We start from the raw sequence: 18,015 nt of genomic DNA on the forward strand, positions 1-18,015 counted from the left end.
GCGGAGAGGGTGATGCGGTGCGCGGACGAGGTGGTGCGGTTGGGGCGGGTCAGCGCCGGGCCCGGGCACTGCCGGCAGTTGCGTGCGGGCGGGCGGTGGCACGGGGCCGGCCGGCTGCCCAGGAGTTGCGGGCCCACGTGGCGGCACGGGCCGCGTTGATCCGGGCCTGCTGCCAGGCACCGAGCTCGGAGGGGAACACGGAGACGGACCTGGTGCGGATCCGGCTGGACGCGGGCACGAGTCCGAGCGGGCGCATCACCGGTGTCGGGTCGGCCAGAGCGGCCGAGAACCCCTGGACGAGGTGCATCGGGGTCGTGGGGGAGAAGATCGCGTCCCAGGCGCGGCCGTGCTCGGACCGGGCCCCGGCCCACCAGTACGCCTCGCCCGGCCCGGCCTGGTGGAACTGCACCCACGCGTCACGGTCGGGGCTGACCGCAGTGAAGTGCTGTTGCCCGTCGGTCGTCCATCCCTGCTGTACCAGGGGCGCCCAGGCATTGGGAGCGTGAGCGGAGCGCGGCTGGTGCAGTGCGTCGGTGACTCCGGCCACGATCTCCACGGGCACCTGCTTCCCGAGCATGGCGTGCCACGCTTCCTGCGAGGCGGTCTTTTTGCCGGAGATCGTCCAGCCGCCGGGCTGCGTGAATGGGTCGTACCCGATCCGGATGCTTTTGTCCGGGCTGTCGAAGACGAGCGGCCCGCCGGTCTTGGACTTGTCCTTCCACCCGGAGGCGCGCAGGTACTCGGTGACGTGCCGAAGGTCTCCGCCGCCGGCCAGGTGCCGCGGCTCGACCAGGTAGTGCTGCTGGGGCTGCTCGAACGAGCCCCAGCCGGGCTTGTTCTTCTTCACCGGTGCCGCCTGACGACCAGGGGAGACGCGACGGCCGGTTTCGCCACTGCCGGTGTGCCGGTGGTGAGGGACTTGGTGTGCTCGTCCAGGTCGAGGCCGATGTCGTGCAGTTCGTTGGCGGCCCGGTTAAGGGCGAGACATACCTCGGGGGGCAGAGCGCCGCGTTCCGCGCTGTCCTTCGCCAAGACAGCTCCAGTGTCCAAGAAGCAGGTGAACCGGCCGAGGACGCCGTCTTCCGGGTCGAGGACACGAGCGAGGAGTGCGGGGACCTGGTCGGCGGGCAACTGGAAGAGGCTGGCGCTCAGTTGTGTGAGCTGACGGGCGATGCTGTCCGCTAGGTAGTCGGCGTAGGGGTAGGGGTGGGGCATGGTCCTCCCGGATGGACGGGGCGGGTGCGGGGCCGGGGGCTGCGGAGCTGGTCGGGAGTCTTGGGAGGGTCACCGAACGCGGGGATGGTCGGGATGCAGGCGCGCAGGTAGCGGCGGAACACCGCGGTTGCGAGGCGGGGCTTGAGGAGGTGGGAGATCGGTGGGGGCGTGCGGGGTGCTACGGGTCTCTCCTGTGGGTCGTGCGGTGTGTGCCGGGGCCACCCGACGGATCTGCTGGAACAGATCGGCCGCCGGGGGGCCTTCGGGTCAGCGGTGGCGAGTCGTGGGTGCGGGAAGTTGGCCGGCTGCGGGCGGTGGCGTTGTTGCCGGGGGCGGATTCTGCGGGGCGCGCGCGCGGCTTGATTGCGGGCGAAGAGGACTTGGTGGGCGGCGCGCAACAGCGAGTCCGCCGTGTTCGCGAGCTGGGAGACCGGCTCGGCGTCTTCGCCCCCGCTGTTCAGATGCCGGGAGCAGGCGATGACAGTCCTGACGACAACCTCGCGAGTGAGTGGCAACAGGCCCTCGGCCGGACCGGCGACCGCGGTCAGTATCTCGGCGATCTCTGTGGCGCTCTCGGCGCGGGAGGCCCGTTCGGAGAGCTGGGCCAGATACCGCAGAGCCGATTCGCGTTCACTGTCGGGCGTGGCCAACGCGTTCAGCGCGGGGTCGAGGTGCACGCTGTGGCCGGCGGCGAGGAGGGCATGTGAGGCAGCGGTCGCCTTCAGGCGCTGCTGCTCGACGGTAAGTCCGTGGGGCAGACGGTGGTAGTCCCGACCGGCGCCGGGTGCGTTGAGGAAGCCGCCGGCTCGCTGGAGGATGTCTGCCGCCCGCCCGTTGCCGCCGATGGCGACGACCAGCTCGGTGCGGGGGTCCTTGGTGATGGTGATGTAGTCCTGGACGAAGAAGCGCGGCTCGGTGCTGGCTTTCATCGGGACCGTGGGAGTGTGGCCCGGGTGACGGCCGGGGTCGGACGTGTCGTCGGCGCGGTGGTCTTGGGCGGGATCCGGCCCGACGGGTGCTGGATGGTGGTGGCGATGCCGTGCGTTTCGAGCTGCGGGCCGATCTCGCGCACGGCACGGGCTTGGGTAGTGGTGTCGTCGCCGCTCAGGCGGTAGGCGCCGGCACCGTCAAGGACGAAGCCGTTGGCCGCCAGGACAGTGGCGGCATCTGTGCCGACAGCGAAGGCGGCGAGACTTCCGTCCGGCTGCCAGGTGAGGACGACTTGGTCCGCCTGGGAGGGCTGCACATTCTCGATGGCCTTGTAGCGGACCTGGGCGAGCGAGGTTTCGTAGCGGGACAGCAGATTGCCGGTGATCTGCTCGACGGCCTGGAACGGGTCATCGCTCAGAGCGATGCCGTTCGGCTCGCGTATCCCCCGGTATGCCTCGTCGGGCAGATTGCGGGGGGCGACGGCGGCGATGAGGAATCCGTCCGGGTCGTCGTGCCGGTCGATGACGACGAGCTGGGCTCCGTCCGGCCGGGAGAGGACGACCGCCTGCTGGAGCGGGTGCTCGGCCAGGGACTCGGCGACGAGGTCCAGGTCCCAGATCCGGTCGGTCAGCTCGGCGAGGTCGTCCGTGGCTTCCGGCGAGAGGTGGGTGGTGCTCCAGGCTCCGGGGAGCTCGCCCGCGAGGATGTCGGCGTACGAGGCGAGGCGCTCGGTGTTTTCGTGGTTGTGCATGGTGTCTGTCCTTGGGCGAGGTGGGAATCAGCGGCGCAGCCCGGCGGCCACCGGGGGCGGCGGGGCCGGCATCGTGCGCGGCGGGGGCGTGCCGGTCCGCGAGGTCGTTGCGGGTGTGGGCGAGGTCAGTGCGGATGATGTGCAGGTACTCGTCGGCGAGGTAGCGCAGCCGCCGGGCGGCGTGGGGGTCGGCGGCGTCACCGAGGCCCTCGTGGAACTCGGCCGTGGCGGTGAGGATTTCGCCGAGGCCGGCGAGGATGCCGTCGTGGGCGGCGGTCAGCTCGGTGAGGGCGTCGGCGGCATCGTCGGTCGTGGTGGCTTCACGGATCCGCTCGGCGAGGTGGGCGATGGGGGCGCCCAGCGGCGGGTAACTGGGCCACAGCGAGTCGGTGTCGAATTCCTTGTCGCAGTCGACGTGGTATCCGGCGGACCGAAGGCGGGCGACTGCTTCGGTGGCGAGGCGGGTTTCCTCGGGTCGGGCGAGGCCGGTGGGGGCGCGGTGGTAGGTCTCGTGGACGCGGACGACCGGGACGAATCCGGTGCGCTGGAGGACGCTGTGGGCCTCGGGGTCTCCTCCGCGGGCGAGAAGTTCATCGGAGTGCGGGTCGTGGCGGATGTTCAGGAAGCGGTCGGCAACGGACAGAGGCGTGTCTCCTACGGCGATCGGTGGGCGGAGCGCTCTGCAGTGGGCGGCGCAGCGGCTACGCGGGGAGGGACTGCGGCTCTCAGCTGGGCTGCCGTGGTGTCGAGGTCTCGCTGGGCGGAGTGGAGCCGGCGGACGACCAGCTCCAGGCGGAGCAGCATGGCGTCATCGGCTGCGCCCGGCCGCCGTGCGATCTGGTGAGTGGTGTGCTCGACGAGTTCGCGCACCGTGGCCAGTGGCCCGGCCTGCTCGTCGGCGAGCTGCGACAGGATGGTTGCCAGCTGTGCCGAGGCAGTGGGTACGGGACTGGCACCGGCCTGCGGCTGATGAGTGGGTTGCACTGGGGTGAGGCGCAGGTCCTGCTCGATGCGGCGGGCTTCGTCCGACAGGCGCCGTAGGGCATTGGCAGGCTGGGTGTTCCACGTGCCGCCGAGGCGGATCAGGTTGGCGATCAGGTCGAGGCGTCCGGGCTGGGCCTGGACGGCGATCCACCGGCAGCCTCTTTCGTCGCCCGGGACCTCGATGCCAGCGGCGCGGGCGAGCCGGTGAGCGGCTTCGGCCCATTCGGGGCCGGTCAGCTCACGGTCGTCGGCGTGGAGCCGGATGTCGAGGTGGGAGATAGCCCTGCGGTCATCCTTGGGGCCAGCGGCGAATGGGTGCTCCATGTAGGGGTCTTCGAGGTGCTCTGCCCACTGGACGGACGTCCAGATCTTCTGTTCGTCGTCCAACGTGTAGTAGTCGAGGCCCGGCCAGTGGGCGACGATGGTGTGGTCGGTGAGTCCTTCGGCCGCTGACACCGGGCGGCCCAGCGCCTCGGCGAGAGGGCCGTGCGGGGTGTGGGCGCGAATGTGGAGGCGGGGGATCACGGCTGAGTGCTTCCCAAGGCGGTGACCCTCGTCTTGAGGAGAGGCAGGACACGGACGGGGCGGAGCACGGGGAGGGTCACCGGCCGCTCCGGACATCGGCGATGTGTACCAGCTGGTTGAGGGCGGTGACGGTGTACCAACCGCAGTCGACCAGCGAGTCGTGCCCGGCATACTTCGGCAGCAGGCGGTCCTCCATGGCACACAGGTAGATCAGGCAGTCCGGGCAGCGGCGCGAGAGGTGCACGAGGTAGCGGGGGTGGGCGGTGACGTACGTCTGCGCGCCTCCGGTGGCATCGCGCAGCCGCCATCCGTCCTCGTCGGTCGGGGTGTGCCAGGACGGGGCGACGATGCGCATCGCATCCCCCCACAGCTCCCCGCCGGCAACCCCTTTGAGGACGATGACCTGTTCACCGGCCTGGAAGTGCTGATGGGTGATGTCCCGCAAGGGGGTGAGCGGGTCGTGCGCCGGAGTCGGCGGAGGCGTCCAGGGCTGCGGAATCATGCGGGTCCTTCCACACGGAGCGGGTAGCGGCGGGAGGATCAATAGTCCGCAGGATCGCCGGTTTGACTAACCGGCGATCACCCGCTATGTTCCGCCTCCGTCAGCGGAACGGATTCTCCGTCCCTCGGTCGCCCTCGCCTGCGGCATCGAGGAGTTCGAGCAGGTCAGTGCCCTCGGCCTCACGCTGATCGATCCACCAGCCGGCGCGGGCGACGGAGCGGGCCTTCTCCTCCAGCTCCGCCCAGTCCGCCTTGTCCCAGGACCCCTCGACCACCAGCGCGGTGTGCCCAGCCGTCATCAGCTGGTGGCGGGACCGCTCGCCCCAGGCCAGAGCTCGCTCCGGCCCCTCCAGCGGCGGCATGTCGAACTTCTCGGCCCATTCGGCGGCGGCCTGCTGCTCCTCGGCGCGCTTGGCGGCGAGCCACTGTTCCTTGGACTCCGTGTCGGCGTCACGCGACGCCTTCCAGCAGGCGGTGCAGTCCCTGCCCGCGAGCCATCGGGCGAAGCCGGCGCGGCGGTCGGCGGAACGGTCGGACAGATCATGGACGATCGAGTGACCACAAAGGTGCTCGACGGTCCATTTCGTGCGGACAGCCATGGTGAATCTCCATACAGGATAAGGGGGTTGGAATGCCTGCTCAGACGCGGCGGCGGTGTTGGCCGCGGCGGTCGGCGCCCTGGTCGGGGCGGGCGAGGAGCAGGACGGTGAGAGCGAAGGCGGCACCGGCCGCAGGGAGTGCGGCGAGGGCGAGCGCGTGATCGGCGAGGCGTCCGGCGAGTGCGGTGCCGGCCGCTTGCCCGACGCCGATCGAGCAGATCAACCACGCGTACGCCTCGCTGGTCCGGCCCGTGGGCGTGAGGGCGTCGGTGGTCACATACGCGCAGGCGACGACCACAGTGAGGAACGCACCGGGCAGAGCGACCCCCGCGGTGGCTGCATACGGGCCGTGGAGCGTGAGCAATGGCAGCAGCACCAGCCACCCGGCGAGGAACGCAGCGCTACAGAAGATGAGTTGGTGTGTGGTGGGGCCGGGCCAGGTACGACGGCCGTAGACCAGGCCGCCCAGGAAGCTGCCGGCCGAGAACGCGGCGGGCAGCAGCCCCGAGGAGCATCTGCCGCCCGTGGGCATCGGACATGGCGACGCCAAGAACGTTCAGGGCCCCGATCGCGCATCCCACACCGGCCAGCGCGACGAACAGCGACGCGAGCTGCGGGCCGGCCAGCCGCCGCGCCGTATCCGTGCTACTGGTCGTCGGCGTGGAGCGCCAGCGACGGGACGGCGGCGCGGTCGCGACGACAAGGGTGCCGGTCAGGCCGAGGGCGGCGGTGATGGCGAGTGCGGCAGCCGGGCTGTGCATGGAGGAAAGGGCGGCGGCCAGGAGGGGGCCGACGATGTACAGCAGACCTTGTGTGCCTGTGTCCAGGGCGAGAGCGGCGTGCCGCAGCCGCAGGTCGGGCAGGATGCTGGGCCACAGCGCCCGCAGCCCGGCTTCCAGCGGCGGAGCGGTCGATCCGGCGGCGACGACGATGGCCGTGGCGAGTGCCGGTCCGCCGTGGGGTGCGGCGAGCGGCAGAGCGACCAGCAGGCTGGAGTTGAGGGCCGCGGCCGGCAGGTGCACGGCGCTTTGCCCGTAGCGGTCCATCATGTGTCCCTTGACCGGCTGGGACAGCGCGGAGGCGAGTCCGTACAGGGCGGAGAGCAGGCCGCCCAGCGCGATGCCGCGTCCGGCCGCGAGGGTCCACAGGACGATGGCCACCGGTGCCATGCCATTGGGCAGTCGGCCGATGAGGGTGCCGCCCAGGAGGCGGGTGACGTATGGGCTGCCCAGCACCGCGCCGTAGATGATGCGCGGTGGTGAGACAGTTGCAGCGGTTGGGGACAACGAGAGCTTTCTGGGGAACAGGGGCTGCTAAGGACGGCGCGCGGTTGCTGTGGTGTGCTGCGGCGGCGCGGGCGGGGGCGTCGTCTCCAGGGCGGGCCGCGGGCGCATAAGGGGCGGCTTCGGAACGCGGTGTGGTGGCAGGACCGCGACGGTCGATCCGAGGTCATTCGCCGCTTCGTGAACCTCTCGGGCCAGGAGCCCGAGCTGCCGGCCGATGGAGTGGAGCCGGGCGCCGATCAGGTGCCCCTGAACAGTGTCCAGAGCGTGAGAGAACTCAGCCGCCTCGCCAATGAAGTGCTGCAGGCGCGCCATCGGGCCGACATCGTAATGAAAGTGGCCTGGCTGGCCCGTCACCGGACCGGCGCTGTAGCCGGGGTCGCTGGCGAAGAGTAGGGCTTCGGAGACGTCGCCCGCGCAGCGTGCCTCGATGATGTCGCGGTGCAGTTCCTCCACGTGGAGTTCGTTGGCCCGTTCGGGGAGGTTGAAGCGGGACGATGGGCCGTCGGTGTGAAGGACACCCGGGGGCACCGGTCGTGGCAGTGATTGCCCGGCTTCGTACTCGTTGTCGTACCGGCCGATTGCGCACCAGCCGGATGCGTCCAGATCTCCCGTCAGGGCGATCACTTCGGAGGTGTCGTCCTCGATCAGGTAGGCGAGGGTGATCCGGCGGCCGTCGGCCGCATACCAGGATTCGAGCAAGTCCAATTCGCCACGGTGCCGCGCTGCTTGGGCCCTCTCCGTCCACTCCTGTGCCTCGTCGGGAGTGAACTCGGGGCCGGGCTGATGGTGGTGCAGATCGGCGAGGTGGGCGGCGATCTGGCTGTGCTCCGCCCAGTGGGAGAGATGAGCCCATACTGTCTGCTGCTCACGCTCGGCGGGCTGGCCGGCCGCGCGAAGGATCTCCGTGTGTGACCTGGCCAGGGAGTCGAGCACGTCACGCCACGCCTTGGTGTGATCGGCGGGCGGCAGCGTGTCCAGTGCGCTGCGGGCAGCAGCGAGCAGGGGGACCGCGGAATCGGCGAGGTCGATCAGGTATCCATTGAGGGCCAGCCGGGTGCGACGGGCCCGGATCGCGGCAGCTTCCTGGGGGCGGACGGTGTGGCCGTACCGATCGCGAACGGTGTCGAGGGCCGACTCGGTCTCGCGGTCCAGCTGCGCCATCCTTATCCGGAAGTCGCCGTTCCTGGCACCGAGTTCGTGAATGTCCTGCGGGTCGGGGATGAGGGGGATCGCGTTCTCCTGGTCGGGCTCAGTGGTGTGTTGCTCGGGGCGGGGGTGCTTGGGCGGTCATAGCGGGCGGTCGGACCAGACCCGCGGGCCTGTTGGGTGGAGTGCGGCGGGTATCGAGGCCCGGGTCGAGGCGCACGGGATAGCGGGCGGTGGTCAACATCTGCGCGGCCCAGGTCGACTGTTCCTTCTCCCAGTCGTGTCCCATGCCGATTGGGAGGCGGATCGTGCGGCCGTGCAACGACCGCACGGAGAGGAAGCCGGCGCGGAGCAGGATGTGCCCGGCGAAGGCATCGAAGTCGCCTTCGACCTCGACCTGGCCACACTGTGCTCGGGCGATGCGGATCGGCTCCGGAGAGGCGTTCACCTGCCGTGTCCCGCGAGGTGAACGGTGGGCGCGTAGGTGGGCTTCGGTGGGATCGGGCGGGCGGAGGGCGGCGAGGTCGTCGGCGCTGCGCTGCGCTGGGGTGATCGGCCCGTGGAAGCCTGGGCGATGCGTCTGCGGCGCTCGGTGAGCCCGTTCGGCCGCACAAGGTGCGGGAAACTGGCCGGAGCGTAGGCGATGTCGGTGTCGATGTGTACGGCGTAGCCCTGCGCGCGCAGGGCCTGGGCGGCCTGGCGGGTTCGGCGCGGGCCGTCGTGCTCAGGTTCGGTGAGCTGGTACAGGCCCGGCTCACCGGGGACGGCCTCGAACTGGACACGGGTGAGGAACCAGTCGGCGAGGTGAGCGGGAAGCGAGGAGTTGAAGCCGGCGACGTAGCCGTGCTGGGGGTGGCTGCCGAAGACGAAGTGGATGTCGGGGTCCAAAGAGGGAGAATCTCCTTCCGGTAGGGCGCCGTGGGTCAGCGGCGAGGGCTGGGGGCGTTTCGGGCCGGTGCGGGCGGAAGCGCACGCGGGGAGGCGATGGTCCGGCCCGTCTCGGTGGCGGGCGGTTCACTGTTGGGCACGGAGCGGCGAGCCAGGTCGATGAGGCTCTCGCCGCCTTCGGCGAGCCACCAGGCCACCTGATCGGTGCTAGGGGCCACGGCGGTCTCGGTGCCGGCCCGGGCCCCAGCGGCAATGACGTCTGCCACCCGCTGGAGGACAGCAGCCTCGTGCTCGCTCTGCGCGGCCAGGGCGCGCACTGCGGCGGTGACCTGCGGTGCCGTCGTGGTGAAGCGGGCGAAGGAGTCGATGAGATCCTTCGGCGCTGGCTCAGGAACTGCGCCCGAATCGTAGGTCTGACGTGTCCGGTCCAGGTCCTCCTTCAGGGAGTTGACCTGGCAGTGGAGCACGGCCCGCGTGTAGGCAGGCAGCAGGCGGGAGTTGATCTGCCAGGCGGCGGAGGCCGGCATCGGCTGCACGGTCACGCTTGCGGGCGGGGTGACGAGTCCGTCGGGATGCAGGTTGCCGGGGTGGAGCGCGCCGATGTGGTACAGGTCGCGCTGGGGGGCACGGATGATGGCGAGCTCGGCCCCGTCGTCACGCCGAAGCACGGCCGCCCACCGCACACGGCGCTGTTCCAGCGTGGCAGCCATGGACGGGCATGCAGGCGGCGAGGTCTCCCTGCCAGACGCGCATCGCGTAGCTCTCGACCCCTACGCTCCACTGGCCCGGCAGGTGATCGACCAGGTCGCGTGCGAAGTCGCCGATGTAGGTTTCACTGCTCGGTGTGATCTTGATCTGGGTGATCTCGGCGACCACGCCGAGGGTGAGCAGGACCTCGCGGGTGCGGTCGAGATCCGTCAGCGGGATAGCGCGGTTGCCGTCGCCGGATTTCTCGAATCCTGCGGTGTCCAACGTGGTGTGCGCCCAGCGCCAGTTATCGCCGTCGACGAGTGCGACGATGCCATCGCGAGAACTGGTGAACAGGGTGATTTCACAGGAGGACTGTCCGGCGACGCCGCCACCTGACGTGCTTCTGCCTGACGTGGCCAATCGGGCGAGCTCGGTGAGGTCCACAGGGCGCCTCCTTCGGCGGGGATGTGTGGCGTGCGCCTGGGGCTGGGGAAGGTTGCGGAAATGCCACGGTGTTCCAGGCGGTGGGGTCGCTGAAGTCGGTGCAGGGGTCGGAGTCCCAGTTGAAGACGGTGCCGGATGGGGCGTACTGCACGGGGATCACTTCAAGGCCCTGGGGGCGCAGGACGTATCCCCAGGCCATGTCCTGGTCGGCGGCGGTCGTCTCGGTGACCGTCATGCGCACCGGCGGGGAGCCGTCCAGGGTCATCAGGGTGTCCATCGTGCGGCTGGGCCACCGGTCTCCCCATGTAAGGGCGGTGACGGTCTCGGGCGGGGCTCCGTCGAGGAGATCGGAGCCCAGTTCCTCCCAGCCGACGGCAACGTCGTCCACGAGGTGCTGCGTCATGGCATCCAGGTCCCGGCCAAAGCGGTACTGAAACGCGGCGAGCAGCAGAGGCAGTTTCGATTCGGGCCCGCCGTCGAGGTGGATATATACACCGGTGTACCCGGTCGGGGTGGGGTGGGCGATGAAAGAACGGGTCGACAGGTGAACTCTCCAGGGGTGTGGCTAGCGGCCGGGTGTCGGACCGGCCGGCGGCGGGACGGGCGGAGCCGGGGGAAGACTCGGGGGTGTTTTCGAAGCCGGCCGTGGTGCGGGCGCGGGGTCGTACTCGTCGCGCAGGACGGTGAGATCGGCCTCGTCGGCGAGGCCGAGCACGGACAGGCTGCGGCTGGCCGCTTCCAGCAGCATCCTGGGCGGAGTCCCCTGTTCCGCACCTCGTTGGCGGTTGCCCCACTGTGCGATGGACATGAGGAGGTCGCTCACCGTGCTCAGCGCGGGATGGGCCGCGTCCAGGAGGTGCTGGGTGATAGCGCTGACCTCGGCGGGGGTCCGCGCTGCGGCGAGGGCCGCGAGATACGGGGCCGCGTCCGGTGCCGGCAGGGGCTCCGATGGCAGCGGGTGCTCGGCGAGGAACGGCTCGGCATCGCGGCGGGCCCAGCGCAGCAGGTCGTCGCGGGTGGCGATACCGAAGTGCGCGGCTGCGATCTGCTCGTAGGTCAGGCCGCCGTTGTCGTACAGCTCGAAGTCGGGGTGCATGTCGGGCTCCTAGACAGTGGTGCTCGGACCGGCCGCCTCGGCGTTGGTGCGGCGGCAGCCGTAGCCGAGCAGGGCCGACGGGCCCGGCGTGCTGGGGACAGCGGCGACGTCTGAGACAGCGGCGACGTCCGAGCAGGTGAAGGCCGGGCGCGGGCTGGTGCCGAGCCATGCCCGATCGTGCTTCTCCGGCATGATCCGCAGACCCGGAGTGGTGGACGCGTCGTGCTGGGCGTGTGTGTGGGAGAACACGACGAGCGCTCCGGCCGACGTCTTCAGCGCGTAGGCGTCGGGATACTCGGGCTTCTGAGCAGTGAATCGGGTGGTGCCTCGCGTCCCGAACTTGTTCACGCTCTGGTGGACCTTGACCTGCTGCTCGGATGCCTTCGTCGGGGCGAACACCTTCCGGCCTGTCTGCTCGCCCCCGGTGGCGAAGTTGTCGCCGACGGCCGCGCGCATCACATCGACCGGGGCGGCGAGCTTGGTGGAGGCCGGGTCGACGGCAGTGGCGTAGCCGTCCTGGTCGAGCACGATCTGCGGGAGCTGCTGCGGATCGTCGATGTCGACGGTCGAAACCATCTCCCACTTCTTGGTCTTCGTGTCCTCGGACAGGACCAGGACACGGGCGTACTGCTGTGAGCTGCCGGCGCGGGTGATGGCGGCAAACCACTTCTGCTTCCCAGCTGCGAGGCGCGGGATGTAGAGGTCGGTCTGGGTCACGTCGTACGACCAGGCACGGAACGGCTTCCGGTCGGCCTTCGGGAGCCCCTCGTCCTCCTTGAGGTCGGCCAGCGACATCACGTATCGCGGGCCGCCCTCAATGGTGTCGAGGAGCGCGCGGTCCTTCGCGGCGTACGCGAGGTTGTTCGTCGTCGAGTAGTGGGTGATGGCATCGCGGGCCTCGGCCGGGGTGAGAGCCGGGGCCGGCTTCGCAGGGGTGGCGGCGCTGGGCGACCGCCTCTTCTCGGTGGTGTCGGCGCTGTCGCTGCCCGTGCTGCAGGCGGTGGCGGCCAGGGCGATACAGAGAGTGGTGGTGATCAGTGGAAGGGTGCGTCGAGCGGAACGGATGAGGGCTCCATACGTTGGGAGGAAGGACTGAGTCGCGGGACGGTTGGCCTACTGGTGGCGGGCACCTGCGGATGTGCGGGTGGCCGAGGGGGAGGCCGGCTGCGCGGTTGTGGTGGATGGCGGAGCGGCGCGTGTTGTGCTGTGTCGGCGGAGGTTCACGCCGAGGCCCAGGGGGGCGAGCTTCTGGGTCAGGGCTTGGAGGCGCAGTGCGCGGCCGACCTCGCCGTACGCGGCGGGCAGCAGGAAGGACGCCTGGTGGGGGTGGTACTGGAAGCCGTGGGCGAACAGCGCCATGCGGACGTCCGGTGGCACGTTCTCGTACGGCACACCGAGGGCTCCGTCGTCGTAGTAGGTCAGGGTGAGGACCTGGGGTACCTGTGGTGGGGCGGGCCGGTGCGGGGGCTCGGGCTGTTCCGCCGCGTTGTGGAGCACCTCGCGCAGGGCCTGCTCGTAGCGGGGCAGCAACCGACGGGTGACGCGGGCAGCGGCCCGCACGGGGTCGCTGGGGACGGCGATGCCGTTGGGTTCCTCGACCCCGTAGAAGTGGTGGGGCTTGAGGCCGTTGCTGGCGGGTTGGAGTGCGGCAACGACGAACTGGTGGGAGTACCGGGGCCGGTGGGTGACGTAGAGCCGCTCACCTTCGGGGCCGCGGAGGACGGCCTCGTGAGGGAGGACGTAGGTGCTGACGACGTAGTCGACGTGCCCTGAGTCCCAGAGCTGATTGGTCGTGCGGTACTGGTCCTTGTACGCGGCGTGGCGCTGGTACGTGCTGGTCCAGGGCCCGGGCAGGCGGGCGGCCAGACCGGTGGCGAAGGCGGAGAGGTCGGTGCGTGACGTGGGCATGGGCTCCTGATGGCGTTCGGGGGCGCGGCGGCGGCGTCAGCGCCTGTGCCCGCTGGTTGGAAGAGCAGGCAGGGGAAGCCGTGGCGCGCGGGCCGGGGTTGCCGTCGGCCGGTGTGGCGGCGGGGGAGCGGTGAGTGCTCGCATCCGGTCCTCGGCCACGTGCAGGTTCTCCACAACGTTCCGGAGGTCGGCAGCCGCGTCGGCGAGGTCACATCCCAGGTCGAACCCGTCGTCCTCCTCGGCTTCCTTGGCCTTCTCGCCCGCCGCTTCGAGCAGCTCCCCTACCCGCTCCAGCAGGCCGTCGGTCGGCTCCAGGATCTGGCCCAGCAACGCCGCAGCCTCCGCGTACGACTTGGCCCCGTTGAGCCGGTCCGTGATGGCGAGCACTGCGTCGCCGTAGACGTACGTGGTGGTGCGGTCCGCATCAGCGGCCGGGCCAAAGGAGGCGCCCGTAGTCCGGGCAACGCCAGCGTGGTCCAAAGTCTCAGGTGCGTGGGGAGGCGGGGCTGTGGACATGAAGGGAAGCTCGGTAGGTGAGGGCGGAGCGGGAAGCAGTCCGAGTTGCCTGAGCCGCCTATCGATCGCCTCGATCAGGAGCGAGGCGCTGCCGCCGTTGCGTACCTCGGGACGTGCAGGGGCATGGGGGTCGTCTGCGGGCACCGAGTCGTAGACGACCTCGTACAGCGCATGGTCGTCGGGGTGTTGACGGGTGACGGACCACCCCTCCGGATCCCCCGGCGGACGGCTGGAAGGCGGCTCCTGCGGCGGAGAAATGATCAGGTAACTGTCGTCGGGGAGCGGTACATGCACCACGTACGCACTCAGAGCGAACTCAAGGTTGCACTCCAGTCCGCGCTGGCGCAGCGGGGTGGTGATGTGCGCGTGGCGGCGCCACAACTCCTGCCACCACGCAGTGCTCGTGTTGCGGTGGTCAGGGAGCGGTGCGAGCGGTGAAGCACCGGCCTCGGCGTGGCGCCCTTCGTTGTGGAAGGTGACCGTGTCGTCCTTGCTGTCAGCACCCACGGACGCTCCCGCGCGGGGCGGAGCCGGGACGAAACGACGGGAGCCGGTGTGCGGGACGGGGCGGCTGAACCGAGAGGCGGGAGGGACCGAAGTCGAAGTCGCACTCGTCGTATGCGTCGAGCAGGCCCTGCTCCATCTGAGCCTCTCTGTCGGTGAACTGGTCCATGAGGTCGTCGTGCTCGGCTTGGCACTGCAGGTACTCGGCCCAGTCGGCGTCGCTGAAGTTGGCGGGGCGGTTCAGAAAACTCCCTAGGGTCGGGGTGTCGGCGCGGGCTAGGCCGTTTCTTTTGGATCATGTTGCCCGTTGAGCTTTCGGAGCTGCGCTGAGCGTGGGAGATGAGTTGTCCGTCCGGCGTGGGCGGCATCCGAGGCCGGCGTGCTCGACAGTCCCAACACCCAATTCGAACAGGGGAATCCCTATGCCATCACTGCCTCCCATCGGTGCGGAGATCCCGTGCAGCGTGCTCGGAATCAACACCCCCCTGAAGATCCGGACCTCGCTGGTCAACGTGGACTTCAGGGGCGGCATCAAGCACCGCATCGACGTCAACCCCCACGACCCGGTCGACAGCGTGCGGATGAGGACGGTCGGTTTCAAAATCTCCGCGGACCTGCCCGCCCCGGAGGAGGGCGGCGCCACGGGGCGCATCACGATCGAGCAGGACAACGACGATGTCGACGCGAAGAGTCTGCTGCGGATGATCCAGAAATACCCACCGAGGTTCGAGAACATCTGGGTCCTGCCTTTCAAGATGACCATCGAGCAGCCCGGCGACGGCGACAACCCGTTGGTCCTGACCACGAAGGACCCGGCCAAGCTCATCGGCAAACTCACCCAGTACCCGCCGCGGGGCGACATGTATCAGCTGCAGAATCCGGTCGACCTGATCGACCCGGAAGACCCTGACACCGTGGTCGCAACCCTCCAGAAGCTCCCCGTCAAGATCGGCGGCCTCTAAGGACTCAGATCAGAATGAGGTTTTGAGGCGTCGCCAGCAGATGATCGCGCAGCCGAGGGTGAGGAACGCTTGGTGGATGTCGGCGCGGATTTCCCAGCGGATGCGCAGTCGGCGGAACCAGTGCAGGAGGGCGAAGGCTGCCTCCACGACCCAGCGGTTCCTGCCCAGGCCGCTGCCGTGCTCGGTGCCGCGGCGGGCGATGAGCGGGCGGATGCCCAGGTCGCGGACCTGGCGGCGGTAGATGTCGTGGTCGTAGCCGCGGTCGGCGTAGAGCACGTCGGGGCGCTGGCGGGGTCGTCCGCGCTTGCCGCGGATCGGCGGCACGGCGTGGATCAGGGGCAGGAGCTGGGTGACGTCGTTGCGGTTGCCGCCGGTCACGGTGGCGGCCAGCGGGATGCCGTGAGCGTCGACGATGACGTGGTGCTTGCTGCCTGTCTTGCCCCGGTCCACCGGCGAGCGCCCGGTGGCGTCTCCGCCCTTCAAGGCCCGCAGGTGGGAGCCGTCGACGGAGGCGCGGGACAGGTCGAGTACGTCGCTGGCGCGCAGTTCGGCGAGCAGGAGTTCGTGCAGTTGCTGCCACACTCCCGCCTCGTTCCAGTCCCGCAGCCGCCGCCAGCAGGTCATCCCCGAGCCGAAGCCCAGTTCCTGCGGCAGGAACTCCCAACGGATCCCGGTGTACAGCACGAACAGGATCCCGCACATGACTTTGCGCTGGTCAAACCGCTTGCGTCCGGGGTACCGGAAGCGCCGCTCCACCACCGGCAGCAGCGGCTCGATCCGCTCCCACAACCCATCCTCGATCTCCCACGGCTTGCCCCTGACCGTCCCAGTAGCCGCCTCGCACCCCCAACTCGTACCGATGCAGAAGGAAAAGAATCTGACGCATGGTCATTCCCCGGCTTCATTCCGTTAGGAGTCCTTACTGCCGGTTCCTTGTCGTCCGCGGCGTGACGAAGTGGATCCACAGGAGTCAGCGGCGGCGTCCCGCCGGTGGCGCAGCTGTTCCGGCGCGCGGGCCGTCAGTGGGCCGGACGGGTGCGGGTTTGGTTGTGGATGTGGATGGAGACGGTTGGAGGGCGGCCTGTTTCCCGAGCTCGTCCCTGGACCGCCAGGCAGATTCAATTCCCAACGATTCCGGTAGGAGTCGGACGTCTTCGATCAGCTCCTCCAGACGGATCGCCCACGACTCCAGGTCTCCTGCGGAGTCGAGTGCGCCACGGTCGCGGCACCAGTTGGCTGCGCTTTCCAGGAAGAGGTGCGCCTGGGCGAAAGCACCGTGACCTTCATCGACGGTGTGGTCGAACACCTTGGTGAACTGATCAATATCGTGTGCGGCTTGGAGAGCGTCCGTCGCAGCGCGGACGGAGAGGCCGGAGTCCGGCGGCTGTACGTACGGTTCGGGCTGGACTGCGACGGACGGGGGCGGGGCCTTCTCCGGAAGCCATGGGGGTTTGCGGCGCGAGCCTTCGTACTCCCAGTAGTCCGGCTGGGAAATGCTCATGTGTGACTCCGTTCGTTGGGATCAACACGTCGGTATTGGTGAACTCGGCACTGTTTCAGTGCATGCGAGCGTCGGTATCGAAGAGCTGCAGCTCGTGGCTGTGCAGGAGGTGTTGCACGATGAAAGACCGTCCGGCGACCTTCCACAGGCCACGTCCTCGGTTGAGGTGGGCGATGGCGTCCATTTCGACGGAGGTCAGGCCGAGGAGGGAGGCCGCCGCGTGGAGTTGGTCGGTCTCCTGGCGGTAGATGATGCGGGTGGAGCAGTCGGCGAGGAGTCCTTCGGCCAGGGCGCGCCCCTGTGATCCGGCGTCGCCGGCGGTGAGCAGGTCGGACAGCCGGTGGATCACCATGAGGTTGGCGATGCCGAGGCCGCGGCTGAGCTTCCACTGGGCCTGCATGCGCTGGAGCAGTCCGACGTGCCGCATCAACCGCCACGCCTCGTCGTACACGATCCAGCGCCGGCCTCCGGACGGGTCCGAGAGCGCGGACTCCATCCAGGCGGAGGCACAGGTCATGGCGAGGACGAGAGCGGTGTCGTCGCCGGATCCGCCGAGCCGGGAGAGGTCGATGCTGAGCATCGGCGCGGTCGGGTCGAACGTGACGGTGGAGGGGGCGTCGAACATGCCGGCCAGGTCTCCATGGACGAGGCGACGCATGGCGTGGGCGAGGTCACGGGCCGCCTCGCCGAGCTGTCCCGACATCATCCCGACGGCCTCGTCGAGGGTGGCGGAGTTGTTGAGGGCAGCGGCGACATCGCCGAGGAGCGGGGTGTGGCCCGTGTCGGCGGCCCTGGTGACGACATGGTCGAGGGCGACGTCGAGCGCCGTATGTTCCATGGGCAGCAGGTCCCGGCCGAGAACGGTCCGGGCCAGGGAGCCGAGCAAAAGAAGGCGTCTCTTGCGGATCTCGCTGACCCAGTCGGCCTCGGAGACGCTTTCTGGCCGAGGCGCGGCATCCAGCGGATTCAGCTTGCCCGGGAGCCCAGGACCGAGGGCAACGGACGTGCCACCCAACGCCTTTGCGACGGGCGTCCACTCACCCTTCGGGTCGCACGGGACGTAGATGCGGTAGCCGAAGGCGACCGACCGGAGCGCGAAGCTCTTGGCCAGTGCGCTCTTCCCCTGGCCTATGACCCCGGCCAGCAGCACGTTCGGGTTGGTGAACCCGTCGACCTTCCCGTACAGGGCGAACGGGTCGAACACGAACGATGCCTCGGCGTGGACGTCGCGGCCGATGTAGATGCCCTCGGCGCCGAGCCCGCCTTCGGCGAGGAAGGGGTACGCGCCGGCGGCGACTGCGGTGGTCATGCGGTGGGAGGGCAGTCTCAGCTTGTTCCCGCGGGCGGAAGCATGACCGGGGCGTCCGCTGACCGGGTACAGCGGGGCGGGTGTTTCGTGGTCGGTGGGTGCGCTGTCCGCCGGGTGCACGGTCGCTTCGGCGCGGGCCTTGGCGGTGGCTTCGGCGAGTTGGCGGCGGGCGGCCTTGCGGCTGGCCCGGTCGGTTCCGTGCGGGGTGAACAGGGGGCTGGCGGAGGCGCGGCGGGCGGGCCGGTGGCTCATCGGGGGCC

23 protein-coding genes are annotated in these 18,015 nt (G+C 69.6%); 1 reads left to right on the top strand and 22 read right to left on the bottom strand.

Features of this window, described 5'->3' with window-relative positions:
- Positions 1 to 49: 49 nt before the first annotated feature.
- The 19 genes from ACZ7IB_RS13510 to ACZ7IB_RS13600 all read right to left on the bottom strand — a co-directional run bounded on the left by ACZ7IB_RS13510 (position 50) and on the right by ACZ7IB_RS13600 (position 13,986).
- Positions 50 to 847 carry an SPDY domain-containing protein gene (locus ACZ7IB_RS13510; RefSeq protein WP_470912361.1) on the bottom strand — a complete coding sequence of 266 codons (798 nt, stop codon included), beginning with the start codon at positions 845 to 847 and terminating at the stop codon, positions 50 to 52.
- Positions 844 to 1,215, bottom strand: a complete 372-nt coding sequence (locus ACZ7IB_RS13515) for a hypothetical protein (protein ID WP_470912363.1) — start codon at positions 1,213 to 1,215, stop codon at positions 844 to 846. The genes ACZ7IB_RS13510 and ACZ7IB_RS13515 overlap by 4 nt, the downstream gene beginning before the upstream one ends.
- Positions 1,182 to 2,144: a hypothetical protein gene (locus ACZ7IB_RS13520; RefSeq protein ID WP_470912364.1), complete on the bottom strand. Its 963-nt coding sequence runs from the start codon at positions 2,142 to 2,144 to the stop codon at positions 1,182 to 1,184. Before ACZ7IB_RS13520 ends, ACZ7IB_RS13515 begins: the two co-directional genes overlap by 34 nt.
- Positions 2,141 to 2,896: a hypothetical protein gene (locus ACZ7IB_RS13525; protein WP_470912367.1), complete on the bottom strand. Its 756-nt coding sequence runs from the start codon at positions 2,894 to 2,896 to the stop codon at positions 2,141 to 2,143. The genes ACZ7IB_RS13520 and ACZ7IB_RS13525 overlap by 4 nt, the downstream gene beginning before the upstream one ends.
- Before the next feature lie 654 nt (positions 2,897 to 3,550).
- Positions 3,551 to 4,405, bottom strand: coding sequence for a relaxase/mobilization nuclease (locus ACZ7IB_RS13530; RefSeq protein ID WP_470912368.1), 855 nt, complete (start codon positions 4,403 to 4,405; stop codon positions 3,551 to 3,553).
- Between the two features lie 76 nt (positions 4,406 to 4,481).
- Complete coding sequence (locus ACZ7IB_RS13535) at positions 4,482 to 4,907, bottom strand: hypothetical protein (RefSeq protein WP_470912370.1); 426 nt, start codon at positions 4,905 to 4,907, stop codon at positions 4,482 to 4,484.
- Positions 4,908 to 5,007: 100 nt separating this feature from the next.
- Entirely contained in the window at positions 5,008 to 5,505 is a 498-nt protein-coding gene (locus tag ACZ7IB_RS13540) for a hypothetical protein (RefSeq protein WP_470912371.1), read from the bottom strand.
- Between the two features lie 40 nt (positions 5,506 to 5,545).
- Positions 5,546 to 5,881 (bottom strand): hypothetical protein, encoded by a 336-nt coding sequence (locus ACZ7IB_RS13545; protein WP_470912372.1) that lies wholly within the window; start codon positions 5,879 to 5,881, stop codon positions 5,546 to 5,548.
- A 25-nt stretch (positions 5,882 to 5,906) separates the two neighbouring features.
- Positions 5,907 to 6,791 carry an MFS transporter gene (locus ACZ7IB_RS13550; RefSeq protein ID WP_470912373.1) on the bottom strand — a complete coding sequence of 295 codons (885 nt, stop codon included), beginning with the start codon at positions 6,789 to 6,791 and terminating at the stop codon, positions 5,907 to 5,909.
- Positions 6,792 to 6,818: 27 nt separating this feature from the next.
- Positions 6,819 to 7,952, bottom strand: a complete 1,134-nt coding sequence (locus ACZ7IB_RS13555) for a hypothetical protein (protein ID WP_470912374.1) — start codon at positions 7,950 to 7,952, stop codon at positions 6,819 to 6,821.
- Positions 7,953 to 8,040: 88 nt separating this feature from the next.
- Positions 8,041 to 8,385, bottom strand: a complete 345-nt coding sequence (locus tag ACZ7IB_RS13560) for a hypothetical protein (RefSeq protein WP_470912375.1) — start codon at positions 8,383 to 8,385, stop codon at positions 8,041 to 8,043.
- The gene (locus tag ACZ7IB_RS13565) at positions 8,382 to 8,825 is read right to left on the bottom strand and encodes a hypothetical protein (protein WP_470912378.1); all 444 of its coding nucleotides are present in this window, start codon (positions 8,823 to 8,825) and stop codon (positions 8,382 to 8,384) included. Before ACZ7IB_RS13565 ends, ACZ7IB_RS13560 begins: the two co-directional genes overlap by 4 nt.
- Positions 8,826 to 8,860: 35 nt before the next feature.
- Positions 8,861 to 9,535 (bottom strand): hypothetical protein, encoded by a 675-nt coding sequence (locus ACZ7IB_RS13570; protein ID WP_470912381.1) that lies wholly within the window; start codon positions 9,533 to 9,535, stop codon positions 8,861 to 8,863.
- Entirely contained in the window at positions 9,480 to 9,959 is a 480-nt protein-coding gene (locus tag ACZ7IB_RS13575; RefSeq protein ID WP_470912384.1) for a hypothetical protein, read from the bottom strand. The genes ACZ7IB_RS13570 and ACZ7IB_RS13575 overlap by 56 nt, the downstream gene beginning before the upstream one ends.
- Positions 9,877 to 10,347, bottom strand: a complete 471-nt coding sequence (locus ACZ7IB_RS13580; protein ID WP_470912386.1) for a hypothetical protein — start codon at positions 10,345 to 10,347, stop codon at positions 9,877 to 9,879. Before ACZ7IB_RS13580 ends, ACZ7IB_RS13575 begins: the two co-directional genes overlap by 83 nt.
- A gap of 177 nt (positions 10,348 to 10,524) precedes the next feature.
- Positions 10,525 to 11,055: a hypothetical protein gene (locus tag ACZ7IB_RS13585; RefSeq protein WP_470912388.1), complete on the bottom strand. Its 531-nt coding sequence runs from the start codon at positions 11,053 to 11,055 to the stop codon at positions 10,525 to 10,527.
- Positions 11,056 to 11,064: 9 nt separating this feature from the next.
- Entirely contained in the window at positions 11,065 to 12,120 is a 1,056-nt protein-coding gene (locus tag ACZ7IB_RS13590; RefSeq protein WP_470912507.1) for a DUF8094 domain-containing protein, read from the bottom strand.
- Positions 12,121 to 12,168: 48 nt separating this feature from the next.
- Entirely contained in the window at positions 12,169 to 12,963 is a 795-nt protein-coding gene (locus ACZ7IB_RS13595; protein ID WP_470912389.1) for a hypothetical protein, read from the bottom strand.
- Between the two features lie 36 nt (positions 12,964 to 12,999).
- Complete coding sequence (locus ACZ7IB_RS13600) at positions 13,000 to 13,986, bottom strand: hypothetical protein (RefSeq protein WP_470912391.1); 987 nt, start codon at positions 13,984 to 13,986, stop codon at positions 13,000 to 13,002.
- A gap of 419 nt (positions 13,987 to 14,405) precedes the next feature.
- On the opposite strand from ACZ7IB_RS13600, the gene ACZ7IB_RS13605 reads away from it, so the two are divergent.
- Positions 14,406 to 14,945: a hypothetical protein gene (locus tag ACZ7IB_RS13605; RefSeq protein ID WP_470912393.1), complete on the top strand. Its 540-nt coding sequence runs from the start codon at positions 14,406 to 14,408 to the stop codon at positions 14,943 to 14,945.
- 9 nt (positions 14,946 to 14,954) lie between these two features.
- On the opposite strand, the gene ACZ7IB_RS13610 is transcribed toward ACZ7IB_RS13605, so the two are convergent.
- From ACZ7IB_RS13610 to ACZ7IB_RS13620, 3 genes are all read right to left on the bottom strand, one after another.
- Positions 14,955 to 15,746 (bottom strand): IS5 family transposase, encoded by a 792-nt coding sequence (locus ACZ7IB_RS13610; RefSeq protein ID WP_266800602.1) that lies wholly within the window; start codon positions 15,744 to 15,746, stop codon positions 14,955 to 14,957.
- Between the two features lie 169 nt (positions 15,747 to 15,915).
- Positions 15,916 to 16,446, bottom strand: a complete 531-nt coding sequence (locus tag ACZ7IB_RS13615) for a hypothetical protein (RefSeq protein WP_470912395.1) — start codon at positions 16,444 to 16,446, stop codon at positions 15,916 to 15,918.
- Between the two features lie 55 nt (positions 16,447 to 16,501).
- The gene (locus ACZ7IB_RS13620) at positions 16,502 to 18,007 is read right to left on the bottom strand and encodes a VirB4 family type IV secretion system protein (RefSeq protein ID WP_470912396.1); all 1,506 of its coding nucleotides are present in this window, start codon (positions 18,005 to 18,007) and stop codon (positions 16,502 to 16,504) included.
- Positions 18,008 to 18,015 lie beyond the last annotated feature (8 nt).

The sequence above is a fragment of the Streptomyces sp. NPDC037301 genome, assembly GCF_055602785.1.

Coding starts and splice junctions, on each gene's coding strand:
- ACZ7IB_RS13525 (WP_470912367.1), bottom strand. CDS start 2,896: ATGCACAACCACGAAAACACCGAGCGCCTCGCCTCGTACGCCGACATC.
- ACZ7IB_RS13585 (WP_470912388.1), bottom strand. CDS start 11,055: ATGCACCCCGACTTCGAGCTGTACGACAACGGCGGCCTGACCTACGAG.
- ACZ7IB_RS13620 (WP_470912396.1), bottom strand. CDS start 18,007: ATGAGCCACCGGCCCGCCCGCCGCGCCTCCGCCAGCCCCCTGTTCACC.
- ACZ7IB_RS13595 (WP_470912389.1), bottom strand. CDS start 12,963: ATGCCCACGTCACGCACCGACCTCTCCGCCTTCGCCACCGGTCTGGCC.
- ACZ7IB_RS13520 (WP_470912364.1), bottom strand. CDS start 2,144: ATGAAAGCCAGCACCGAGCCGCGCTTCTTCGTCCAGGACTACATCACC.
- ACZ7IB_RS13615 (WP_470912395.1), bottom strand. CDS start 16,446: ATGAGCATTTCCCAGCCGGACTACTGGGAGTACGAAGGCTCGCGCCGC.
- ACZ7IB_RS13515 (WP_470912363.1), bottom strand. CDS start 1,215: ATGCCCCACCCCTACCCCTACGCCGACTACCTAGCGGACAGCATCGCC.
- ACZ7IB_RS13540 (WP_470912371.1), bottom strand. CDS start 5,505: ATGGCTGTCCGCACGAAATGGACCGTCGAGCACCTTTGTGGTCACTCG.
- ACZ7IB_RS13605 (WP_470912393.1), top strand. CDS start 14,406: ATGCCATCACTGCCTCCCATCGGTGCGGAGATCCCGTGCAGCGTGCTC.
- ACZ7IB_RS13555 (WP_470912374.1), bottom strand. CDS start 7,952: ATGGCGCAGCTGGACCGCGAGACCGAGTCGGCCCTCGACACCGTTCGC.
- ACZ7IB_RS13570 (WP_470912381.1), bottom strand. CDS start 9,535: ATGGCTGCCACGCTGGAACAGCGCCGTGTGCGGTGGGCGGCCGTGCTT.
- ACZ7IB_RS13535 (WP_470912370.1), bottom strand. CDS start 4,907: ATGATTCCGCAGCCCTGGACGCCTCCGCCGACTCCGGCGCACGACCCG.